18 protein-coding genes and 1 pseudogene are annotated in these 21,921 nt (G+C 66.9%); 10 read left to right on the top strand and 9 right to left on the bottom strand.

Going from position 1 to position 21,921, the window contains the following annotated elements; translation table 11 throughout:
- The first annotated feature begins 166 nt into the window (after window positions 1-166).
- Entirely contained in the window at window positions 167-1,402 is a 1,236-nt protein-coding gene (locus CFB34_RS36870; RefSeq protein WP_089444594.1) for an SfnB family sulfur acquisition oxidoreductase, read from the top strand.
- Window positions 1,403-1,528: 126 nt separating this feature from the next.
- Window positions 1,529-2,977, top strand: coding sequence for an APC family permease (locus CFB34_RS36865; protein WP_089444593.1), 1,449 nt, complete (start codon window positions 1,529-1,531; stop codon window positions 2,975-2,977).
- A gap of 98 nt (window positions 2,978-3,075) precedes the next feature.
- Here CFB34_RS36865 and CFB34_RS36860 read toward each other — a convergent pair whose 3' ends face one another.
- A complete protein-coding gene (locus CFB34_RS36860; protein ID WP_089444592.1) occupies window positions 3,076-3,723 on the bottom strand; it encodes a LysE family translocator in 648 nt (215 codons plus the stop codon).
- A 110-nt stretch (window positions 3,724-3,833) separates the two neighbouring features.
- On the opposite strand from CFB34_RS36860, the gene CFB34_RS36855 reads away from it, so the two are divergent.
- A complete protein-coding gene (locus CFB34_RS36855; protein WP_089444591.1) occupies window positions 3,834-4,685 on the top strand; it encodes a LysR substrate-binding domain-containing protein in 852 nt (283 codons plus the stop codon).
- A gap of 22 nt (window positions 4,686-4,707) precedes the next feature.
- On the opposite strand, the gene CFB34_RS36850 is transcribed toward CFB34_RS36855, so the two are convergent.
- On the bottom strand, window positions 4,708-5,604 hold the full coding sequence (locus CFB34_RS36850) for a LysR substrate-binding domain-containing protein (RefSeq protein WP_089444590.1): 897 nt from the start codon (window positions 5,602-5,604) through the stop codon (window positions 4,708-4,710).
- Window positions 5,605-5,757: 153 nt separating this feature from the next.
- Between CFB34_RS36850 and CFB34_RS36845 the strand changes: the two genes are divergently transcribed.
- Window positions 5,758-8,811 (top strand): FAD-binding and (Fe-S)-binding domain-containing protein, encoded by a 3,054-nt coding sequence (locus tag CFB34_RS36845; protein ID WP_089444589.1) that lies wholly within the window; start codon window positions 5,758-5,760, stop codon window positions 8,809-8,811.
- Between the two features lie 93 nt (window positions 8,812-8,904).
- Here CFB34_RS36845 and CFB34_RS36840 read toward each other — a convergent pair whose 3' ends face one another.
- The 3 genes from CFB34_RS36840 to CFB34_RS36830 form a co-directional block, all read right to left on the bottom strand.
- The gene (locus CFB34_RS36840) at window positions 8,905-9,207 is read right to left on the bottom strand and encodes a DNA-binding protein (RefSeq protein WP_089444588.1); all 303 of its coding nucleotides are present in this window, start codon (window positions 9,205-9,207) and stop codon (window positions 8,905-8,907) included.
- 87 nt (window positions 9,208-9,294) lie between these two features.
- A complete protein-coding gene (locus tag CFB34_RS36835) occupies window positions 9,295-10,449 on the bottom strand; it encodes a branched-chain amino acid ABC transporter substrate-binding protein (RefSeq protein ID WP_089444587.1) in 1,155 nt (384 codons plus the stop codon).
- A 640-nt stretch (window positions 10,450-11,089) separates the two neighbouring features.
- On the bottom strand, window positions 11,090-11,989 hold the full coding sequence (locus CFB34_RS36830) for a DMT family transporter (RefSeq protein WP_089444586.1): 900 nt from the start codon (window positions 11,987-11,989) through the stop codon (window positions 11,090-11,092).
- A gap of 57 nt (window positions 11,990-12,046) precedes the next feature.
- Between CFB34_RS36830 and CFB34_RS36825 the strand changes: the two genes are divergently transcribed.
- From CFB34_RS36825 to CFB34_RS36810, 4 genes are all read left to right on the top strand, one after another.
- Window positions 12,047-13,033, top strand: a complete 987-nt coding sequence (locus CFB34_RS36825; RefSeq protein ID WP_089444585.1) for a LysR substrate-binding domain-containing protein — start codon at window positions 12,047-12,049, stop codon at window positions 13,031-13,033.
- Between the two features lie 185 nt (window positions 13,034-13,218).
- A complete protein-coding gene (locus CFB34_RS36820) occupies window positions 13,219-13,887 on the top strand; it encodes a nitroreductase (RefSeq protein WP_089444584.1) in 669 nt (222 codons plus the stop codon).
- A 112-nt stretch (window positions 13,888-13,999) separates the two neighbouring features.
- The gene (locus tag CFB34_RS36815; RefSeq protein ID WP_089444583.1) at window positions 14,000-14,455 is read left to right on the top strand and encodes a sodium:proline symporter; all 456 of its coding nucleotides are present in this window, start codon (window positions 14,000-14,002) and stop codon (window positions 14,453-14,455) included.
- A 214-nt stretch (window positions 14,456-14,669) separates the two neighbouring features.
- Window positions 14,670-15,182, top strand: a complete 513-nt coding sequence (locus tag CFB34_RS36810; RefSeq protein ID WP_089444582.1) for a hypothetical protein — start codon at window positions 14,670-14,672, stop codon at window positions 15,180-15,182.
- Window positions 15,183-15,190: 8 nt separating this feature from the next.
- Here the strand turns inward: CFB34_RS36810 and CFB34_RS36805 are convergent, their stop codons facing one another.
- The 4 genes from CFB34_RS36805 to CFB34_RS36790 all read right to left on the bottom strand — a co-directional run bounded on the left by CFB34_RS36805 (window position 15,191) and on the right by CFB34_RS36790 (window position 19,408).
- Entirely contained in the window at window positions 15,191-16,342 is a 1,152-nt protein-coding gene (locus CFB34_RS36805) for an acyltransferase (RefSeq protein WP_089444581.1), read from the bottom strand.
- Between the two features lie 133 nt (window positions 16,343-16,475).
- Window positions 16,476-17,120, bottom strand: a complete 645-nt coding sequence (locus CFB34_RS36800; protein ID WP_089444580.1) for a glutathione S-transferase — start codon at window positions 17,118-17,120, stop codon at window positions 16,476-16,478.
- Between the two features lie 129 nt (window positions 17,121-17,249).
- Entirely contained in the window at window positions 17,250-18,422 is a 1,173-nt protein-coding gene (locus CFB34_RS36795; RefSeq protein WP_039364476.1) for a porin, read from the bottom strand.
- A 152-nt stretch (window positions 18,423-18,574) separates the two neighbouring features.
- Window positions 18,575-19,408, bottom strand: coding sequence for a helix-turn-helix transcriptional regulator (locus CFB34_RS36790; protein WP_089444579.1), 834 nt, complete (start codon window positions 19,406-19,408; stop codon window positions 18,575-18,577).
- A gap of 286 nt (window positions 19,409-19,694) precedes the next feature.
- Here CFB34_RS36790 and CFB34_RS36785 point away from each other — a divergent pair, with 286 nt between their 5' ends.
- Together CFB34_RS36785 and potA are read left to right on the top strand one after the other, a co-directional pair.
- A complete protein-coding gene (locus tag CFB34_RS36785) occupies window positions 19,695-20,768 on the top strand; it encodes a polyamine ABC transporter substrate-binding protein (RefSeq protein WP_242808811.1) in 1,074 nt (357 codons plus the stop codon).
- Window positions 20,769-20,836: 68 nt separating this feature from the next.
- Window positions 20,837-21,916: pseudogene (potA, locus tag CFB34_RS36780) on the top strand (polyamine ABC transporter ATP-binding protein); the annotation flags it as partial.
- Between the last annotated feature and the right edge of the window lie 5 nt (window positions 21,917-21,921).

The following is a 21,921-nucleotide window of genomic DNA, read 5'->3' as shown; positions in this document are numbered from 1 at the left end:
GTGGTGCGCGGCGCGCATTCACGCATGCCGCGCGCAGGCCGACCGAACGGATGACGTCGGCCGCCCTTGCGGGTCATACAGGTTCAACGTTTCGGATATCGAAACAGGAGGCTGGCGGAGGCTTTGCGGCACCGCCGGCCGGTTCATGAGTTTTGCCGGAAATCACATGTCCACGGAAATCATCGAAGAAAACGTGCAACCACAAGCGGGCACCCCACACGCTTCCGTTCCCGTCATCGGCTCGGATGCCGAGGCACTCGACGTCGCGCACCAGGTCGCGGCACGCCTGGCCGAGCACGCCGCGTTGCGCGACCGCGAGCGGAAGCTGCCGTTCGACGAGATCGAGCTGTTCTCGTCGAGCGGCCTGTGGGGCATTACCGTGCCGCGCGAATACGGCGGCGCGGAGGTGTCGAACGTGACGCTCGCGGAAGTGATCGCGATCGTCTCGCAGGCCGACCCGTCGCTCGGCCAGATCCCGCAGAACCACTATTGCCTGATCGAGGACATCCGCCTCGAAGGCAGCGACGCGCAGAAGCGCTTCTTCTTCGATCTCGTGCTGAAGGGCGCGCGCTATGGGAACGCGTTCTCGGAAGCGGGCGGCAAGAACGTGCTCGACATCCAGACGCGTGTGCGCCGCGACGGCGACGCGTTCGTGCTGAACGGCCGCAAGTTCTATTCGACCGGCACGCTGTTCGCGCACTGGATTCTGGTGCTCGCGCTCGACGAGTCGGACCAGGCCGTGCTCGCGTTCGTGAAGCAGGGTGCGCCAGGGCTGACCGTCGTGGACGACTGGAGCGGCTTCGGGCAGCGCACGACCGCGAGCGGCACGGTGATCGTCGAGAACGTGCGCGTGAGCCCGTTCGAAATTTTCCACACGCAGCGATCGTACGACCGCCCGACCTTCGCGGGCCCGTTCGCGCAGATCACGACCGCCGCGATCGACCTCGGCATTGCGCGCGCCGCGCTGCAGGACACGATCGCGTTCGTGCAGCAGCATGCGCGCCCGTGGATCGACAGCGGCGTCGAACGCGCGAGCGAGGATCCGCTGACGGTCGCGCAGATCGGCGACATCGCGTATCGCGTGCACGCGGCCGAAGCGCTGCTCGCGCGCTCGGGGCGCTTCGTCGACGCGGCGAAACGCGAGCCGAGCGAGGAAACGGTCGCACAGGCCGCGATCGCGGTGGGCGAGGCGAAGATCGCGACGACCGAGGTGTCGCTGCTCGCGGCGAGCAAGCTGTTCGAGCTCGGCGGCAGCAAGTCGACGCTCGCGAAATACAACTTCGACCGCCACTGGCGCAACGCGCGCGTGCATACGCTGCACGACCCGGTGCGCTGGAAGTATCACGCGATCGGCAACTACTACCTCAATGGCGTGAAGCCCGCGCGCCATTCGTGGAATTAGCCGGGTCGTGCCGGCGTATTTCCCGAGACGAAACATGGGCGAGGAAACCCGGTGGCCGCATTGGCAGCCTTCACTGCTGCGCAGGCGGCCTACACGGCTTCGCTTCATTCCTGACGAGATAAATCGATGAGTCATCCAGCAAGCTCCGCGCAGGCATTGCCTGCGCACCATACCGTGCCGCCGGCTGGCGGCCTGCGGCGCAACTATCTCAGCCTGCCCGAGCTGATCGCGCAGTCGATCGGCCTCGTCGGCGTGTCGGGCGGGATCGGCGTGCTGATCCCCGCCGTCTTCGCGACGGCCGGCAACGGCACGTGGCTGGCCTATCTGTTCGCGATCGTCGCGCTGCTGTTCGCGTCGTGGAGCATCTCGGTGTTCGCGCGCGATTCGGCGTCGCCGGGCGCGCTGTATGCGTACGTGTCGGCCGGCATCGGGCCGGTCTGGGGCGCGATCTGCGGCTGGTCGCTGCTGATCGCCTATGCGGTGGCCGCCGCAGGCATCCTGCAGGGGACGATCAACACGTTTCTGGTACTGGGCCGCGAGACCGGGCTGCTCGGCAGCGCGACGCCGCTCGGCGCGGTGCTCGGGCTCACGGTCGTCACCGCGTTCGCCGCGTGGTACATCGCGTTTCGCGACATCCGGCTGTCCACGCGCTTCACGCTGTTCGTCGAACTCGCGACGCTGCTGCTGATCGCCGTCGTCGTGGTCGGGACGATCGCGTTCGGCGGGCATCCGGTCGATCGCGCGCAACTGACGCTGGAAGGCGTGAAGCCGACGCAGTTGCAGCTCGGGATGGTGCTCGCGTTCTTCAGCTTCACCGGGTTTGAGAGTGCGACCGTGCTCGGCGCGGAAGCACGTGACCCGTTCCGCGCGATTCCGCGTGCGGTGCTGATCAGCGTCGTCGGGCCGGCGATCCTGTTCGTGATCGGCGCGTACGGGATGGTGAGCGCGTTCCACGGGCAGACGCCGCCGCTCGATCAGGTCGACGGCCCGCTCGCGGTGCTCGCGCATCGGCTCGGGGCCGGCTGGGTCGGCGTGCTGATCGACGCGGGTGTAGCGCTGAGCTTCTTCGCGGCGTTCTTCTCGTCGATCAATGCGGCGGCGCGGATCGTCTATACGTTCGGGCGGCAGGGCGTGCTGCATGCATCGACGGGCCAGGCGCACGAGCGGAATGCGACGCCGCACGTCGCGGTGGCGCTGATCGCGGTGCTGGCGCTGGTGACCGCGCTGGTGTTCACCGCACGCGGCACCGCGCTGCTCGATTCGTATGGCTATCTCAGTTCGATCGCGACGTACGGCTGGCTGCTTGCCTACGTGCTGGTGGCGATCGGCGCGCCGCTTTACTTGCGCCGGCAGCGCCGGCTGCGTGCGCGGCATGTGGCGATCAGCGTCGTGGCGGTCGTGCTGCTCGCGATTCCGCTGGCCGGCAGCGTGTATCCGGTGCCGGCGGGAGTCTATGCGTGGCTGCCTTATGTGTTCGTCGCGCTGCTGGCGATCGGGCTCGGGTGGTTCCTGGTGTTGCGCGTCCGGTTCCCGGAGCGGCTGCGCGAGCTGGAGGCCGAGCTGCTGACGAAGTGACCGGGTCGCACCGACGGCGGGCTTCCCGCATGACGGCCGGTGGGCAACGTTGCCCACCGGCCGCTTCCGTTTTCAGGCCAGCGGCTCGCGTGCGGTCGTCATGCCATGCCCGCCATCTTCGACGCATCGACCACCATCTGCACGCCGAGCCCGCCGAGAATGAGCCCCATCGCCCAGCGCTGCGCGAGCAGCAGCGTCGGGCGCCCGTGCAGGAACGTCGCGATGCGGCTCGAACAGATCGCCACCAGCCCGTTCGCGCAAGCGAACGCGGTGATCAGCAGCGAACCGAGAAGCAGCGATTGCCCGAGCACGCTGCCGTTCCCGTAGTCGATGAACTGCGGCAGCAGCGAAATGAACAGCATCGCGAGTTTCGGGTTCAGCACGCTGGTCGTCGCGCCCATCGCGAGGAGCCGAAGCGGGCGCTCGCTGGGCAACGCCTGCACCTCGAACGGCGAGCGGCCGCCGGGCCGGACAGCCTGCCACGCGAGATACAACAGGTATGCCGCACCGACCACGGCCAGAACGCTGCCCGCGTAGGGCACGCTCATGAACAGCGTCGTGATCCCGAACGCCGCCCCGAACATGTAGAACAGGTAGCCGATCATCACGCCGCCGAGCGAGATGAGCCCCGCGGTGCGACCTTGCGCGATCGAGCGCGACATCACGTAGACCATGTTCGGCCCGGGCGTGACCGCGAGCATGCCGCCGATGACGAGAAATCCGTAGAGCGATCCGGACGTATGCATGTCTGATGATTCCTGCAACGAGTAAGGGCTGACGGGATGCATTGTCCGACCGTGGAGGGGAACAGTAAAACGGGATAAACTGAATCGATTAATCAGTTTTTCTGAAGACGATGAAAAAGCTCGACCTCGATGTGCTCGCGATGGTGGTGGCCGTGGCGGAATCCGGATCGTTCGCGCAGGGCGCGCAGGCCGTACACCGGTCGCCGTCGGCGGTGAGCATGCAGATCAAGGCGCTGGAAGACGCGCTCGGCAAGCCGCTGTTCATCCGCGACACGCGCAACGTGACGCCGACCGACGACGGCACGATGCTCGCCGAATACGGCCGCCGGATGCTGGCGATGCGCGACGAGGCCTGGGCGTCGGTCGTGCGCCCGGAGGTCCGCGGCCGCGTGACGATCGGCGTGCCCGACGACTACATTTCGTCGCTGCTGCCGCAGGTGCTCGGCAAGTTCGCCGCGATGCATCCGCGCGTGGAAATACGCGTGATCGGCCAGCCGAGCAGCGCGCTCGTGCCGATGCTGAAGGACAACACGGTCGACCTCGCGTGCCTCACGCGGATCAAGGGCGTGACCGGCGAGCTGATCCGGCTCGAACCGCTCGTCTGGGTCGGGTCGCCGAAGCGCAATGTGTGGGAAGAGCGGCCGCTGCCGGTGGCCTTTTTCACGCACGGCGGCAGCACGGCGCGCGATCACGCGGTCAAGGCGCTGAACCGGCGGAAGATCCCGTACCGGATGTCGTACGAGAGCCCGAGCCACCTCGGCCTGCTCAGCATGGTGGAGGCCGGGCTCGCGGTCGCGCCGCTGGCGCGCTGCTGCATTCCCGATCATCTCGTGCAGCTGTCGGAAAGCCACGGGCTGCCGCCGCTCGGCGAAATGGAGGTCGTGCTCGCGCGCAGCACGCAGTCCGCGCGCCCGCCGTGCGACTACCTGGCCGAGCAGATTCTCGGCGAATGGCGCACCTGAGCGGCCCGCCGCCGGCCGCGTTTCAGCACGACTTCAGCAGCCATTCGCGGAACGCGACGAGCGACGGCAGCGCCTCGTTCCCCGGCGGGTAGACGAGGTAGTAGCTGCGCTGGCTGGTGATCGCGTCGCCGATCGACACGAGCTCGTGGCGGCTCAGCTCGTCTTCCACCAGCACCTTCGGCACCAGCCCGATCCCCATCCCGGCCCGCACCGCCTGGATCAGGTGCGACGTGAGCTCGAAGCTCGGGCCGATGCGCATCTGCCGATGGTCGAGCCGATAGTGCGAAAACCACTCCGCCCACGCCTGCTGGTTGCTCGTCACGCCGAGCAGCGTCTGCTTCGCGGCCCACGCTGGCGTGCGTGCGTCGGCCTTGCGGCGGCGTGCGCTGCCCGTGTCCGGCGGCGCGATCGCGATCAGGAACTCGTTGTACAGCCGGTGCGCGTGCAGGCCCGGCCAGTCGCCCGCGCCGACGGTAATGGCCGCATCGAGGTCGTCGTTGAGGAAATCGATCGCGCCGATCCGCGAATGGACGTGCACGGTCACGCCCGGATGCGCGGCGTAGAAATCGTGCAGGTGCGGCAGCAGCCATTTCGAGCCGAACGTGGGCAGCGTCGCGAGCCGCAGCGTACCGGCGCCCGCCTGGTGCGACATCGCCTGCAGCGTCGCGCCGCGGATGCGCCCCAGTGCGCCGCTCAACTCGGTGAAGTAGCGGCGCCCGACCTCGGTCAGCTTGACCGAGCGGCCCTCGCGCCGGAATAGCGGCACGCCGAGCTGATCCTCAAGGGTCTGCACCTGCCGGCTGATCGCGCTCTGGCTCAGCGACAGCTCCTCGGCCGCGCGCGTGTAGCTTTCATGCCGCGCGGCGGCCTCGAACACCAGCAGCAGCGACATCGACGGGGTAAGGCGACGGTAATTCATGAGTTTTATGCAATATTCGCCGGAGCAGAATTCGTTTGTTTCTCGTGCAATATCCAAAGATACTGGAATTCCCGGTCGCGTGGAAACTTGCTAAAAAATCATGTTTCGGCCACGCGAACCGGGCGGTTCCACCCACACTGCCGCTTTTAGCCCATGTCGATCGCTTCGTTGCCCCGTCCCGCCAGCCCGCCCGCGCATGCGTACCGTGACTTTCTCGCCGCGCTGCAGGCCGCCGGATTCGCCGGGGAAATCCGCGCGGACCATGCGAACCGGACGGTGCAGGCCACCGACAACTCGATCTACCAGCGTTTGCCGCAAGCGGTGATCTGCCCCGCGCATGCGGAGGACGTCCGGCTGCTGGCGCGCCTGCTCGCCGAGCCCGCGCATCGCGACGTCGCGGTGGCCGCGCGCGGCGGCGGCACGGGCACCAACGGGCAGTCGCTGACCGACGGCGTGGTGGTCGACCTGTCGCGCAACATGAACCGGATCCTCGAAATCGACGTCGAGCAGCGCTGGGTGCGCGTGCAGGCGGGCGTCGTCAAGGATCAGCTCAACGCGGCGCTGAAGCCGCACGGGCTGTTCTTCGCGCCGGAACTGTCGACGTCGAACCGCGCGACCGTCGGCGGAATGATCAACACCGACGCGAGCGGGCAGGGCAGCTGCACGTACGGCAAGACGCGCGACCACGTGCTCGAGCTCGATTTCGTGCTGATGGGCGGCGAGCAGCTGCACAGCGAAGCACTCGCGGACGACGAGCTCGAGCGCCGCTGCGCGCGCGAGGACCGCATCGGCAAGGTGTACCGCACCGCGCGGCGCATCAGCGACGACAAGGCGGCGCTGATCGAAGCGAAGTTTCCGAAGCTCAACCGTTGCCTGACCGGCTACGACCTCGCGCACCTGCGCGAACCCGACGGCCGCTTCAACCTGAACAGCGTGCTGTGCGGCGCGGAAGGCTCGCTCGGCTTCGTCGTCGAGGCGAAGCTCAACGTGCTGCCGATCCCGAAGGTCTCGGTGCTGGTCAACGTGCGCTACGCGGGCTTCATGGACGCGCTGCGCGATGCCCGCGCGCTGCTCGCGCACCAGCCGCTGTCGATCGAGACGGTCGACTCGAAGGTGCTGATGCTGGCGATGAAGGATTTCGTGTGGAGCAGCGTGGCCGAGTATTTTCCGCAGGACGACGCCCGGCCGACGCTCGGCATCAACCTGATCGAATTCAGCGGCGATGATGCGGACGACGTCGACGCGCGTGTGCGCGCATTCGTCGACCATCTGCGTACCGATACGAGCGTGGAACGCCTGGGCCACACGCTCGCGGCCGGCGACGACGCGGTGAAGCGCGTGTATGCGATGCGCAAGCGCGCGGTCGGCCTGCTCGGCAACGTGCAGGGCGAGGCGCGCCCGCAGCCGTTCGTCGAGGACACCGCCGTGCCGCCCGAAAACCTTCCCGCGTACATCGCCGAATTCCGCGCGCTGCTCGACGGCCATGGGCTGCAATACGGGATGTTCGGGCACGTCGATGCCGGCGTGCTGCACGTGCGGCCGGCGCTCGACATGAAGGACCCGAAGCAGGCGGCGCTGGTGCGGCCCGTGTCGGATGCGGTGGCCGAGCTCACGCAGCGCCACGGCGGCCTGTTGTGGGGCGAGCACGGCAAGGGCGTGCGCTCCGAATATGCGCCGGCGTTTTTCGGCGAGCTGTATCCGTCGCTGCAGCAACTGAAGGCCGCGTTCGATCCGCACAACCAGTTCAACCCGGGCAAGATCGCGACGCCGCCGGAGAACACGATGCGGCTGCTGAAGATCGACGAAGTGCCGACGCGCGGCGACCACGACCGGCAGATCGACGAGCGTGTATGGCAGAGCTACGGCACCGCGATGCACTGCAACGGCAACGGCGCGTGCTACAACTTCGATCCGGACGACGCGATGTGCCCGTCGTGGAAGGCGACGCGCGAACGCGTGCAATCGCCGAAGGGGCGGGCGTCGCTGATGCGCGAATGGTTGCGCCTGCAAGGGCAGGCCGGCGTCGACGTCGTCGCGGCGGCGCGTGCGCGGCAGCCGTTCCTGGGCGGCCTGGCCGCGCGCTGGCGCAACAGCCGCGCGGCGCGCAACGGCGAAGCTGATTTCTCGCACGAGGTGTACGACGCGATGGCCGGATGCCTCGCGTGCAAGTCTTGCGCGGGGCAGTGCCCGGTGAAGGTGAACGTGCCGGAGTTTCGCTCGCGCTTCCTCGAGCTGTATCACCAGCGTTATCTGCGGCCGCTGCGCGACTACCTGATCGGCTCGCTCGAATTCACGATGCCGTGGATGGCGCGGGTGCCCGCGCTGTACAACGGGCTGATGCGGGCAGGATGGGTGCGCACGGTGCTGGAGCGGCACGTCGGCATGGTCGACAGCCCACTGCTGAGCCGCTTCGACCTCGCGGCCGTGATCCGTCAATGGCAGGTGAAGCCGGCCGATCCGCAGGCGCTCGCCGCGTTGAGCGACGCGCAGCGCGCACGCAGCGTCGTCATCGTGCAGGACACCTTCACGCGCTATTTCGATACCGAGCAACTGGCGACGCTGATCGAGCTGGCGGCGCGCATGGGCTTCCAGGTATGGCTCGCGCCGCTCGCGCCGAACGGCAAGGCGCTGCACGTGCAGGGCTTCCTGCGCGCCTTTGAGCAGGCGGCGATCCGCAATGCGACGCAGCTGGCCGCGCTGGCGCGCTCGGGTGTCGCGCTGGTCGGCCTCGATCCGGCGATGACGCTCACGTATCGGCAGGAGTACCTGAAGGTGACGGGGCTTTCCGATGTGCCGAAGGTGGCGCTGCCGCAGGAATGGCTGCTGGAGACGTTGCCGGAAGCCGGTGCCGGTGTCGGCGGCGTGCCTGCGTCGTACCGGTTGCTGCCGCACTGCACCGAGAAGACCAATGCGCCCGACAGTGGCAAGCAATGGGCCCAGGTGTTCGCGCGGCGCGGGCTGCGGTTGAAGGTCCAGGCCACCGGATGCTGCGGGATGTCGGGTACCTACGGACACGAGGCGCGCAATCTCGCGACGTCGAAGACGATTTATGCGCAATCGTGGGCGGCGCACGTGGATGGGCCGGAGGACGAAGGTGAGGCGCTGGCGACCGGCTATTCGTGCCGCAGCCAGGTGAAGCGGATGTCGTCGAAGCAGGTGCGGCACCCGTTGCAGGCGCTGCTCGATCACGTGCGGGCGGTGGTTTGACGGTCGGGCGTCGCGTGTCGCGTTGCCCGTGAGATGACATTCGATTCAGCGTCGAGCGGCAAGCCTCGTGCCGTCGTCGACGCATGCCTGGGCTCAGGCGTCGGCTTTCGCCGTCTTTCCGGAACGCGGTTTGTCCACCGCCGGAAACGCACCGCCGCCGCGCGGCCGTTTCGGTTCGATCCGCATCTGCCGGATCACGCGCCGGAAATCGATCTCGTGCGCGGCCATCGTGCCGATCAGTTTCGCGATGACCGCGAGGTGGGAAGGAACCGTACCCTTGCTCGAATAGTTCGTGATCGAGCTTTCGTTCATCCGGATCAGGCGGGCGAACTCGCGCGCCGTCAGCTGTGCCTTCTTCAACTCCTGTTGAAATTCCGCATACGCCATTGCGCACATGATGCTTCGTCTCCGTGAATCAGAATTCGGCCCGCACGGCGCCGGCGCTGACGAGTGGCGTTCCCGTCGCACCGGCGCCGCGACGGGTTACATCTTCACCTGGTCGAGGAAGGTCTTCTTGCCGCTCTTGTAGCCGTAGATCGAGATGATCCCGTGCGTCAGGTCGCCCTTCGAATCGAACGTCGTCGTGCCGATCACGCCTTCGTACTTCGTCGCCGGCATCGCCGCGAGGATCTTCGCCGGATCGGTCGAGTTCGCGCGCTTCATCGCGTCGACCGCGATGTAGACCGCGTCATACGCGAACGGCGCATCGAACTTGATGCCCTGGTTGAAGCGCTTCTGGTACTTCGCGAGGAAGTCCGCGCCGCCCGGCATCTTCTCGAGCGCGGCGCCGGCCTGCGAGCACAGCACGTTGTCGGCTGCCGGGCCGGCCAGCTCGGCCAGCGAGTCGGTGCACACGCCGTCGCCGGACAGGATCTTCGCGCGCAGGCCGAGCTGCTTCGCCTGCTTCGCGAGCGGGCCGCCGGTGGCGTCCATGCCGCCGTACATGATCGCGTCCGGGTTCTCGCCCTTGACCTTCGTCAGGATCGCGCGGAAGTCGACCGCCTTGTCGTTGGTCGCGTCGTGCGACAGCACCTTCAGGCCGAGCGCCTTCGCCTTCTTCTCGAACTCGTTCGCGAGGCCCTGGCCGTACGCGGTCGAATCGTCGATCACCGCGACGCTCTTCACGCCCTTCGCCTGCGCGTAGCTTGCGAGCGCCGGACCTTGCTGCGCGTCGGTCGCGACCACGCGGTAGGTCGTCTTGAAGCCTTGCTGCGTGTAGGTCGGGTTGGTGGCCGACGGCGAGATCTGCACGATGCCCGCGTCGCTGTAGATCTTCGACGCCGGGATCGACGTGCCCGAGTTCAGGTGGCCGATGACGGCGACGACCTTGTCGTCGACGAGCTTCTGCGCGACCTGGGTAGCCTGGCGCGGATCGGCCGCGTCATCCTGTGCATCGAGTTGCAGCGTGATCTTCTTGCCGCCGATCGTGAGGCCCTTCGCATTGATTTCCTCGACCGCGAGGCGCGCACCGTTCTCGTTGTCCTTGCCGAGGTGCGAGATGCCGCCCGTCGTCGGTTCGACGCTGCCGATCTTGACGACCTGGTCGGCCATCGCGGTCGACGCGGCCGCGAATGCGGCGGCAGCCAGTGCGACGGTGATCAGGGGTTTGCAGCGCATGCCGACAGTGCTTCGTTCCATCTGCCATCTCCGATTTGAATGTCTTTCTATTCGCGTCTCGACCGGCCGACGGCGAGGTCGGGGCGATCGGACGAGTCTCCATACCCATCATGGGCTTCATTGCATCGCGTCCTGCCCCGCGACGTGCCGCCCGGGTGAACGGGCGAATCGGGGCCTGAAACGGTGCAATTCGTATGAATATATATGAAGCCGATTTTGCGCGCTGCAGCGAATCACGTAGCGGGGCGGGCGCAGTGCGACCAGCGCCCGAAATTCGACGGCGCCGGATGCCGGAAATCGTGCGCCGCGGCAGGCCACAGGCTGCGATTCGCTGTCGACGGCCTTACGAACGCATCCATTATTCGGCCGGCGGGTGGAACGAAGCCATGGACACCGATGCACGGTCAATCCGGAACTGTTCGGTCGATTTGTCTGCACAGTTTGGACGATTTCGATTGCGCATCCGGTTGCGGGGCCATGCTTCATCGCGATCGATACCCTCGTTTTAATGCAACTAACGGTCGAGCCCGGCAGCGTCGACGAGCGGGCGCGGGTAGACGACCCACGCGATGCATTCCGCTCTGCAGATGCCGGGGTTCGTCCCGACCGGCTCGCTTGCGGATCGTCGGGGCGATCGGGCCGGCCCGATTCGGCTGCGAGCCTAAGAACGTCCGCGCAACGCCACGAAGATCACGCCGGCAATCGCCAGCAGGCCGCCGCACACCGTCTCGATGCCGGGTCGCTCGCCCGTCAGCACCATCGACAGGACCGTCGCGACCGCGGGCGTCAGGTAGAGGAAGTTGGCGGCACGCGCCGCGCCGAAGTAGCCGAGTGCGAAGGTCCAGGTGGCGTAACCCAGTGCGGCGGGGAAGATGCCGAGCATCAGCACGGCCAGCGCGGTGTCGCGCGACCCGCTGCCCAGCGCCACGAGCGCGCCCGGCAGCCACGGCGTGAGCAGCAGCGCGCCGGCCAGCAGCGTGTACGCGGTGCAGGCCAGCGCGCCGTACACCGGAATCAGCCGCCGCTGCAGCACGAAATAGCTGGCCGAACACAGGGCCGCGCCGAGGATCAGCGTGCTGCCCGCGCCGAGGACGAGGCCGCCCGGCTGCCCACGCGCGATCACCGCGATGCCGGCGAGGCTGACCAGCGAGCAGAGCCAGCCCCAGCGGTTGAAGCGCTCGCCCAGAAACACCGAGGCCAGCAGCGCCGTGAAGATCGGCAGCGTATTCACGATGAAGCTCGCCGCGCCGGCCGAGACGGTTTGCTCGCCGGTATTGAGCAGCGCGTTGTAGAGCGCGATGCCGAGAAAGCCGCACAGCAGGAAGCGCAGCGCGTCGCCCCGGGTCGGCACGCGCGGCCGTCGCACGGCGAGCCACGCGACGATCAGCACGGCCGCCGTTGCGAAGCGCGCCGCCGCAAGCTGTAGTGGTGTCAGGCCATGCAGGCCGATCCGGATGAACGGGAAAGCGGACGCCCACGAGACGATCGTGAAGGCGACCGCGCCGGCCGCGATCAGCGGCTGCCGCGCAGCGCGCGACGACGGGGTGGAGAGCGTGTTCATGCGGCAATGATGCGATGTGGCAAGATGCTAAGCTAGCGCACAGATCAGCACGCAGATATGACCACGATTCACAGCTCGAGCCGGCGGCCGGCCGGCGCTTCAACCCGCGCAAAGCGCGCGCCGGCGGCGTCGCCCGCCGCAGCGCCGGCGCCGGGTGCGCGGCCGCCGCTCGCGAGTCTCGAGACGGTGTGCACGGTCGCGCGCGAGGGGTCGTTCCTGGCCGCGGCCGATGTCTCCGGCGTGACGCACGGCGCGATCAGCCGGCGGGTAGCCGCTGTCGAAAACTGGCTCGGCCTGCGGTTGTTCGAACGCCATGCGCGCGGCGTGCGCCTGACGCCGGACGGCCAGCGCTTCGTCGGCCGGATCGAGCAGGCGTTCGCGATCATCGACAGTGCGGCCGATCAGTGGCGCTCGCCGCGTACGCCGCGGCTGGTCAGGATGAGCGTGGTGCCGGCCTTCGCGCAGCTCTGGCTGCTCGAGCGCCAGCATGCGCTCGAGAGCGAGGCGCCCGCATTGCGGATCGAACTGGGCATCGATCTGCGCAACGTGGATATCGCCGGCGGCGAAGCGGATCTATCGATCCGGTACGGGCGCGGCAACTGGCGTCAGCTCGACACCCGTGCGTTCATGCCGGAGCGGCTCTATCCGGTCGCGCATCCGCGGCTTGCCGCGCAACTGGCGAAGGCGCGCCGCCGGCGCGGCGATGCCGCGCTGCTCGACATGCCGTTGCTGCACGATTCCGACGTGACCGGCTGGCGCACGTGGTTCGATGCATTGGGCGTGCCGTTCAAGCCGCGCGCGCAGGATCGCCGCTTCGAGGATTACAACCTCGTGCTGGCCGCCGCCGAGGCTGGGCTCGGCGTGGCGCTGGCGCGGGTACCGCTCGCCGACGCCTATCTGAAGCGCAGCGAACTCGTGCGCGTGAGCCCGCACGAAGTCGATTCGGTGCTCAGGTATTACTTCGTGCATGCGAAGGGGGAGAATCGGCCTGAGGTGCTGGCGTTGATGGAGCGGATGCGGGCGGCGGTGGGGGCAGGCGGCTAGCGCTGGCCGGTGTATCGTGTCGGCCCGCGACGGTAGCTGACGGGAGCGAAAAAGCGTTGTGCGATACGCGGCACTAGGCTCGGGCCGCCGGATCGACGACAATGCGACCGCGAAAAACGATGAGGTGGAGAGATGAACGAAATTCGAAAAGGGATGCATCCGTGCGGATGCGAGCGAGGTCAACAATGAACAAGCCGGACAAGTCGTCGAAAGCGCGTGCCGCGCTCGACCAGCTGTTTTCGGGCATGGCGCCCGCGGATGCGACGCGCGCGTCGCGTCCGGGCAATCCGTTCGAAGCGAGCGCCGACGACGCATCCGCCGGCACGGGCGGCCGCGGCGGTATCGAGGTCACGCTGTCGACCCGGATCCAGTTGCGCGGCTATCCGAATGCGAACGCATTCATGAAGCGCATGGCCGAAGCGTGGGGGCTGGAGTGGGGGATGTACGACAGCGTCAAGGCCATCGCGACGCTGCCCGTCGGATGGCGAGCGCGCCGGCTGCCGGAAGTCACGCAGATCGTCGACGGACACGACGTGCTGCGCGCGGAGAGCAGCCTGCAGGGCGGCGAAATGTCGTATCTGAAAGTGCATCCGCGGTACTACATCGACGCGCGCAAGGGGTTCGGCTGGGGCAAGTCGTCGAAGGCGTCCGACGATCCGGATCTCGACGGCCCCGACTGGAACTGCTTCGTGATCGACCGCGAAAAGTCCATCGAAGTGCACGAACTGACGACCTCGTCGCTGAAAGCCGACATGGACAACGCGCGGGCGACGCTGTTGAAATGGCTGGACGAAAACTATCCGAAACATCGCGATCCTTTCGCCTACTGGTCGGATTGCGAAGGGGCGTCGTAATCTTGCGTGGCTGCCCGGTTCCGGTTCACGGGCACGCGATGCGCGGCCGGCGCCGGAGCGGGTGGGGTGCAAGCCGCGGCAATGCATCGGCAGGTTGCGACGGGAGCGTCAATTGAAACGAGCCAGTGTCGTCCCGGTTCTCTGGGCAGCGTTCGGTGCGGCGGTCGGTTCGACCGTCGTCGAGCTGTTGCTCTGGCCGATCGTCGGCGACGACGCGGTCGGCAACCTGTTACGCGACACACGCCTCACGGCGGCCATCGTGATGGGGCGCGGCGTGCTCGACGCGTCCGCCGGCTTCGATCCGCTAGTCATGGCGGTGGCGACCATCGTGCATTTGGTGCTGTCGCTCGTCTACGCGGCCGTGCTGGCGAAGGTGATTCGCAACCTGTCGCTCGCGGCCGCGCTCTTCGTGGGCGGCGCGTTCGGCCTCATCCTGTACGGCGTCAACCTGTACGCGTTCACCGCGATCTTCCCGTGGTTCATTCCGGTTCGTGGCGCGATCACACTCGTGGCCCATCTGGTATTCGGGATCACGGCAGCGGCTGCCTACCGCTTCGCCAGGCGCTAGGCCGGGCGCCAATCGACGGTGCCTGCGTCGATCATTCGCACCAGACCCCTGGAATAAGCCGGCGCGCTACATCGTTTAGCCGTCAGGAGACCCTGCACGATGCAGCGGCGCGTGAGCACCGCATGATGAATCGTGCGCGAGCAATTCGATCTGCCGGGCGCCGTCAGCCGCGCCCGCGGTCGAGTGGTCGGGGACAATCAGGCAGGAGCCGATCATGGGCAACTGGTTTCGATCCGGGATAGGGTTCGTCTGTCTCGGCTGTTCCGCGGCGGTCTTTGCGCAAACGTACGACGATCTGGCGGACGAGACGACGAACTGCCGGGCGGTCGTCGCGCGAGCGAACATCGACGGCACGGAGCAGCAAATCGTCGGGCGTGCGTGCCTGCAGGACGATGGCACATGGCAGTTCGTGCAGAGCGCCGATGGTAGTGTTTTATGGTATCCGGCAGCGGACTATCCGTATGCCGACCTGGGGTACTGGGGGCCGCCGCTTTTCATCGGCGCGGGTGTGGGCTTCGTGTTCGTCGATCGCTTCCACCGCTTCCATCATTTCCACCACTTCGATCACGTCGTCCACTTCAACGGGGTGGACCATCGCCGCGTCGGCGCGCCGACCGGTGCCGGTTTTCACCACGGTGCGTTTCCGGCCGGCACGGTCGGCCACGGATTCGGCGGTATGCATCCGTTCGGGGGCGTGAGCGGATTCGGTGGAATGCGGCGACGCTGAAGCAGCAGTTACAGAATCGATGCGAGCCTGGGCACGCGAAGCAGGAGGCCGGCGATCAGGTAGCACGCGACGCACGCGAGGCCGCCAGTCACGGCAAACTTCAGGAACGGGGCTGCCCTCACGGTTTGCCATGCGAGGGCAACGCCGACCAGCACCGGCGGATGAATGATGTAGATCGTGTAGGCGCGTCGCGCCAGCGGCTGCCACACGCCCGCCAGTCGAGTGAAGCGTCGCTGAAAGCGGCTGGCGAGAAACAATATCGTTCCCCATGCGACTAGCGGCTCCCAGAACGCGTACACCACGTCGACGGGGCGGCCGCGCAACGCGGGAACGTGCTTCGCGAGCAGGTAGACGATCGGCAGGACGGGGAGCGTCAGCAGCGCGATGCGCCACCACGTGCCCACTTGCCGTGGCGGAAGACGCTCGAGCCAGCGTGCGCGCGCTGCCCGGCAACCCGCTGCGTACAACACGACATAGCTCGCGAAATACCCGAACTGCAGCCCCCATACGTTGACACCTACCGGCCATCGGGATCGCAATGCCAGCGCCGCGAGACCCGTCAGCAATGCCGCCGCGGCCAGGGCCCTGTCGGAAGGGAACGGATGCTGCACGGGTCGGCTCGCGGTGCGCGCGAACGCGGCGCTCCAGAGTGCCGCAATCGCACTGAAAATCAGCAATGCCTTGGCGAACCACATCGGGCCGGTGTCGAACGTGCCATGGCGCCACAGGCTGCCGAGCGTATCGTCAAACGGGTGGCCGGCAGCGGTCCGCGCCAGCGCGATCGTTGCGGGGCCGATCAGAAACCCGTACACCAGCAGCGGCAGGCCCAGCCTGAGAAACCGGTCGGCCAGGAAGCGGGGAGCGCCTTTGCGATCGAGGGAGTGCGGCGTGTAATAGCCCGACAGGAAAAAAAACAGGCCCATGAAGAACGCCTGGTTGATCGCGCAGAAGAGCGTCAGCAGCGCGGATTCCACCGACGGCCCCGCGGCCACCTCGTGGTAGTACCACCCGCCGAGCGCACCGTACGTGATCGCGCAATGGTGAAACACGACCAGCAACGTCAGGCAGGCGCGCAACGCGTCGAGGCCGGCGTTGCGGTGCGCGGCAACCGACTGGTCCGTCCGGAACGCGACATCGACCGCAATGTCCTGAGCGCTCATTGCATTGCCTGTAGAGTGGGGCAGCCATGACCTGCGTCGTGCACGTTGGGCGGCCGTACAGGTCGGCACCATACGCCGTTGTCATTACAACCGTCCTACAAGCCGTTCCGTTGCCGGCGCGACAGCCGATTGCCTAATCGAGCCGCCCGCGCAGATCGTCGAACGGAATCATCACGTGCGTGCGATACGCGGGCCGCGCTTTCAGCCGCTCGTACCACGCTTGCACGTGCGGGATGTCCGGCCGTGCGATGTCGAGTTCGAAGTAGCGGTACAGATGCGTGCCGGCCGCGATGTCGGCGAGCGTGAGCGCGTCGCCCGCGAGAAACGGCTGCCCGGCCAGCGCTGCATCGAGCGCCTGGAAGTGCTGCGCGCACTGCGCGATGCTTTGCTCGACGCGTGCCGTGTCGCGCTGCTCGGGCGGCGTCCGGAAGTAGCCCCGGAACACGCCGTTCAGGAACGTCGGCTGCAACGTGGTTTGCGACCAGTCCATCCAGCGGTCGGCGCGCGACTGTTCGGCGGGGTCGTCGTGCCAGAAGCCGGGGCGTCCGTAACGCGCGGCGAGGTAGCGCAGGATGCTGTGCGATTCCCACACGACCGTGCCGCCATCGTCGATCACGGGGATGCGCCCGTGCGGGTTCATCGCCAAAAAATCGGGCGTGTCGAGCACACCGAACCGTCCGCCGGCCGGCACGTGCCGATGTGCAAGCGCGAGCTCGTCGACGAGCCACAGCACCTTCTGGACGTTGAATGCATTGCGGCGCCCCCATACGGTCAGCATGCCGGCCTCCTTGTGTCGTGCGGAACGGGATCGCGACAGTGTAAACGCCGCAGGCGCGCACCGCGGTGCGCGCCTGCCGGCTGTCGTCGATGTCCTCGATGTCGTCGTCGCCGCCGTGCGGCGACGCGATCAGAACTTGTGGCGAATCCCGACGATCGCGAGTTCCTGCGTATCGGTGCCGGAGTTCACGCCGTACGAGCCGACCGACGCGGCGGCCTTCACGACCGCGCCGTTCGCGTTGAGCGTGTTGCCGCTCGCCTTCTGGTAGCCGAACAGCGCATACAGGTCGGTGCGTTTCGACAGCGCGTAGTCCGCACCGAGGTTGACCTGGTTGTAGTGCGCGGAACTCGGCCCCGTCAGCGACGTGTAGTTGTAGCCGACGCCCGCGCGCAGCGCCGGCGAGAACTGCCAGTTGAAGAATGCCGAGCCGTTGTTGAACTTCGCGTTCTGGCTGAACGCCGACAGCGTGTCCGCGCCGTACTGCGTGTTCGAATACGCGAGGCCGAAGGTCGCCGGCCCGGCCACATACTGGCCGGCCACGCGCACGATCTGGATCGACTTCGCGCTCGAGAAGCCCTGGTTGATCACGGTGTTGAACAGCGTGTCCGAGCTGCTCGACCACGTGCGCACGCCGTTCGCGACGGTGGAGCCGCCGTTCGCGTAGAAGAAGCCGGCGCCGAGCGACAGCGGGCCGTTCGCGTAGCTTGCGCCGAAGCTGTACGTGCGGCCGCTGCCGGTGGCGCCCGCGACGCCGCCGAAGCCGTACAGGCCTTCGAACTGGAAGCCCGAGATCAGCGGGCTCGTGTATTTCACCGAGTTGCTGACGCGCAGGCTGTTGTCGTAGTTGTCGAGGTCGCCCGGCGTCGCGAACACGCCGCCGAAGTAGTTGTCCTGCGTGAGGCCCTGCACGAGATCGACGACCGGATCGTACTGGCGGCCGAGCGTCACGGTACCGTACGTGCTGCTCGCGAGGCCGACGACGGCCTTGCGGCCGAACTCGCGCCCGCCCTGGCCGAGCGCGCCCGTGCCGATGTTGAAGCCGTTCTCGAGCTGGAACAGCGCGGCCAGGCCGCCGCCGAGATCCTCGGTGCCGCGCAGCCCCCAGCGGCTGCCCGACAGGTTGCCGCTGCTGAACTTGACGAGGCTCGACGCGTTGCTGCCGTTCGCGTTCTGCGCATTGTGCACGTAGGCAATGCCCGCATCGGCGATACCGTACAGCGTGACGCTGCTTTGCGCGTGCGCGCCGGCGGCGTAGAGTGCGGCCGGCAGCGCGAGCAGTGCGAATGAACGGATCTGTTTCATTGTTGGATTCCCCCGTGGGTCGATTGGTCTGACGAGTCGGTGAACGATACGGACGGCGCATCGTCGAGGGAACCAATAAATTGTCGGATCGTTATGAGGCGGCGCGGAGATGGGTGTGCGCGCAACCTGCCGGCGGCCGGCACGCAGCGAGGCTATGCGGCGTGCCGCCGCGATGCGTTTCTCAGCACGAGCGTCATCAGTTGCCGGCGCGAATCGACGCCGAGCTTCGCGAACGCGCGTTTCGCGTAGGTATCGACGGTGGAGGTCTTGAGCCCCATCGATTGCGCGATAGCCGCCGACGTCATGCCCTGGATGAACGACGCGCACACGTGCATCTCGCGCGCGGTCAACCGTTCCTGCCATTCCGGCAGCCATTGAGCGACGAGGTCGAGATCGAGTTCGTCACGCGGTGCGTCGTCGGCCGAGATCGCACCGAGAAGCCGCTTGTGCGCGGACGCCAGCGGCAGCACGACCTGCGAAAGCTGCTTCAGCAGGCTCAGTTCCTTCAGCGAAAACGGCGGCAGCCGCCGCGAGCGCGCGATCGAGATCGAGTAGCGCGTGCCGAGCGTGACGCCAGCGATCACGCATTCGTCGTGGATGTCGCCGCTGTCGAAGAACTGATGGCGGATCTCGCTTGCGACGCGCTGTGCGGACACCTGTACGAGCTGCATGTCGCTTTCGCTGTCGATGGCTGCGTAGGTCGCATCGTCGCTCGCATAGCTCCGGTAGTAGTGGCGCATCACCTGCGTGACGAGTTCGGGCTCGCGGCCAAAGCTGCCGATCCAGCCGACGCTGCGCTGGCCCGACGACGCGACCCGTTCGTAGTCGAGGTGCACCGCGTCGAAGTCGGCGTAGCGCACGAGCGTGTCGTAGACGGCCCGCATGAACTGCGGCGTGCCGACGGCCTGTGCGATGTCGCCGAGCGTTTCGGTCACGAACGCGACGTGGCTCAGCGGCAGATCGGGGGAGGGGAGCGCAGCGTCCATGGGCTCGGTCATCAGGAAATTTCAGGTGGCGCTACTCGTATCACGACGATTTTCGATTGCCTAGATGGGAATCCACTCAAACGGCCCCGGCACGCGACATCGCTTGTCCCGGTTTTCGGGACTGACGGTGCGAATCGCGATCTCTACATTGACCCCTGTGCTGCAACCGTCTGACGGCGTTGCCGCGAGTCCACCCGAGCGTGGCGCAACGGCCGATTACAACTCTCTGGAGATCCCCATGCGTGTCCGATTTCGCTGTCGTCCGGCCGTCCGTGCCATGTTCGTCATGTCGGCGGGCCTTGCCGCCGCGGCAAGCCTGCCGGTGCGTGCCGGCGATGCCAACCTGAACGTCTACAACTGGTCCGAATACATCGCGAAGGACACGGTGCCGGTGTTCGAGAAGCAGTCGGGCATCAAGGTGCGCTACGACAGCTACGACAGCGACGATACGCTGCAGACCAAGCTGCTCGCGGGCAGCTCGGGCTACGACATCGTCGTGCCGACGTCGAACTATCTCGCGCAGCAGATCCAGGCCGGTGTGTACCAGAAGCTCGACAAGTCGAAGCTGCCGAATCTCGCGAACCTCGACCCGGTGCTGATGAAGATGGTCGCGAAGGCCGACCCGGGCAATCAGTACGGCGTGCCGTGGGCATGGGGCACGACGGGGATCGGCTACAACGTCGAGGCGGTCAGGAAGCGGCTCGGCGACAACGCACCGACCGACAGCTGGGCGCTGCTGTTCGACCCTGCGAACGCGGCGAAGCTGAAGGGCTGCGGCATCTCGCTGCTCGACGCGCCGGACGCCGCGTTCGCGGCGGCGCTGCAGTACATGGGCAAGGACCCGGAGAGCAAGAACCCGGCCGACTATCAAGCTGCCTATGACGTGCTGAAGAAGATCCGCCCGTACGTCACGCAGTTCAGCTCCGCCGGCTATGCGGACGACCTGGCGAACAACGATGTGTGCGTCGTGCTTGGCTGGTCGGGCGACGTCGGCATCGCGCGGCGGCGCACCCTGGACGCGAAACGCGCGTACGAGATCCGCTACGTGAATCCGAAGGAAGGCGGCCTGCTGTGGTTCGACGTGATGGCGATCCCGAAGGATGCGCCGCATCCGGAAGCCGCGCTGAAGTGGATCAACTACATCGAGGACCCGAAGACCAACGCGGCGATCACGAACGAGATCTTCTACCCGAGCGCCAACAAGGCGGCGCGCCCGTTCGTGACGCCGGCGATCGTGCAGGACCCGGGCATCTACCTGTCCGACGCGACGATCGCGAAGGCGTCGCTCGCAATGCCGCGCAGCGCCGACATCGCGCGGATGCAGAACCGTCTGTGGCTGCAGCTGAAGTCGGGCGGTTGAGGGCGACGACGATGATCCATACGCTCCCTGCATCGGTTGCGGCCGCCGCCCGCCACGATGCGGACGCCTTCGTGCGCATCGAAAACGTCGTGAAGAAATTCGGCGACAGCACCGCCGTCGACAACGTGAACCTGACGATCGCGAAGAACGAGCTGTTCGCGCTGCTCGGCAGCTCGGGCTGCGGCAAGTCGACGTTGCTGCGCATGCTCGCCGGGCTCGAGACGGCCACCTCCGGCAAGATCTTCGTCGACGGCGAGGACCTCGCGTCGCTGCCGCCGTACCGCCGCCCGGTGAACATGATGTTCCAGTCGTACGCGCTGTTCCCGCACATGACGGTCGAATCGAACGTCGCGTTCGGCCTGAAGCAGGAAGGCACGCCCAAGAACGAGATCAAGGAGCGCGTGGCCGATGCGCTCGCGCTCGTGCAGATGAGCAAGTACGCGCAGCGCAAGCCGCACCAGCTCTCCGGCGGCCAGCAGCAGCGCGTCGCGCTCGCGCGCTCGCTGGTCAAGCGCCCGAAGCTGCTCTTGCTCGACGAGCCGATGTCCGCGCTCGACAAGAAGATCCGCCAGAAGACCCAGCTCGAACTCGTGAACATCATCGAGAAGGTCGACGTGACCTGCGTGATGGTCACGCACGACCAGGAAGAGGCGATGACGATGGCCAGCCGCCTCGCGGTGATGAGCGAAGGCAAGATCGTGCAGATCGGCGCGCCGGGCGAGGTGTACGAATTCCCGAACAGCCGCTTCTCGGCCGAATTCATCGGCTCGACCAACCTGTTCGAGGGCCGGGTCGTGGAGGATGAACCCGATCACATCTTCGTCGAAAGCGACGACCTCGAAGCCCGCATGTACGTGAGCCACGGGATCACCGGTCCGCTCGGGATGCCGGTCGGCATCTCGGTGCGCCCCGAACGCATTCACGTGTCGCGCGAGAAACCGGGCTCGAAACACAACTGGGCGCGCGGCGTCGTGACCGACATCGCGTACATGGGCAGCTATTCCCTGTACCACGTGCGCCTGCCGAGCGGCAAGACGGTGGTGTCGAACCTGTCGAGCTCGCACCTGATGAACGACAACGCACCGGCGTGGAACGACGACGTGTTCGTGTCGTGGTCGCCGGCTAGCGGCGTCGTGCTGACGCAGTGAGGACG

The organism is Burkholderia sp. HI4860 (genome assembly GCF_002223045.2).
Classification (GTDB): Bacteria; Pseudomonadota; Gammaproteobacteria; order Burkholderiales; family Burkholderiaceae; genus Burkholderia.
This window is presented reverse-complemented; position numbering and strand designations above follow the sequence as displayed.